This window comes from uncultured Kiloniella sp. (genome assembly GCF_937128705.1).
GTDB lineage: Bacteria > Pseudomonadota > Alphaproteobacteria > Kiloniellales > Kiloniellaceae > Kiloniella.
Genome location: NZ_CAKZMP010000438.1, coordinates 1 through 1,313, shown reverse-complemented (window position 1 = coordinate 1,313; position 1,313 = coordinate 1). Strand labels below are relative to the sequence as shown.

1 protein-coding gene is annotated in these 1,313 nt (G+C 48.9%); it reads right to left on the bottom strand.

Annotated elements, in window-relative coordinates; genetic code table 11:
- The coding region (locus tag Q0241_RS22350) for a phosphoenolpyruvate carboxylase (protein WP_299381605.1) at positions 1-1,313 on the bottom strand (1,313 nt) is incomplete at both ends.

Below are 1,313 nucleotides of genomic sequence, written 5' to 3'. Positions count from 1 at the left end.
AAAGTCGCTTTCAGTTCCTCTAAAGCTGCCGGAATTTCCATCGCGATAATATCCTGGATCAAATCCTCAAGCGTTAAATCATCGCGGTTGGCAAAGGCAGGAATGCGCATCGCCAACAAGAAAATTTCCTGAATGAGACACAAACGAACGACATGTAGAATGATCAGATTGATTCGCCGACGGGTATCGAAAGGGAAGACCTTCTCTTGCCCATCAGCAGCCAGCGCATCCAACCCACCGTGGAGGTGGATCGCATCTTGACGGAAAACCTGGAGCATTCTGTTCATACCATCATAACGCTGCGTATCACCAACAAGGTTAGAAAGGCGAAGCTGATCACGAGCCCGTTCGGTATGCTTTACGGCGTAAGCCTTCGCAAGCCAATATCGGGGGTTAAAAAGTGCCGCATAAGCTTCTGGTGTGTTTAAACTACTCAGACCTTTTGCATAGGACACCATATCCATAAAGCGTCGAACCCGGTCAGATTCTCTGTGCAATTTCACAAAGGCATCCAGATCTCTAGATATCGCCGTACCGAAACCACCCGCCGTGTTAGCCAGATAGCCCAGTTGCTGAAGGATCGCATTATGAGGAATCGCTCTGATTTGGGACGGATGCCCCCGATCAATGCCGTGATGTTTGTCGTGCTGACGTTTGCTTTTTCGCGATCCTGTCTGATACAAAAGATTCGTACTGAAAGACCCCAGAAGTGCTGCATAATCTTTGTTCTCTAGCGTACTTTCGTGGAAGTCTTTCAGGGTTAAAAAGAAATCCAATGAATAGTCTGTGTTGGTATAAAAAGCATCCTCGTCATCCACAGTCGGCTTACCCAGCGCATGTTCCAGCAAGCGGGTTACAGTGGTCAGGGCCAGCTTGGGTGTTCCGAAATAGAGATATCCGTCCCCGCCCTGAAAGCTGACTTCCTGTTTCAACGGAATATTGTTCGCCGCAAATAATGAGCGCGTCATCGGGGAAGACACATATTTAAGGCGATCATTAAAGCTCAACGGATGCGCCCCGCGCCCCATTGATTCGCCGTGGGTATCAAAAATAACAACCTCGACGCCTTTGACATTATAATCAGCAAGCAACCGTGCCAGCTTCATATGCAGACGTTCGATAGCAAGTGACGCCGAGACCTGTCCTAAATAGCGTCCGGCATCAGAGAAACCGGTTTGAATGCACAAACGACCGCGCTTTTCGACATAGGCACGGTAATGTTCGTTCTCCAGAAGCTCGGCAATAACCTCACTGCCACGTTCTAGCGCAGTTCCCGTTTCAAAGAGCGGAGAGATATCCAGCAGATCATCAAC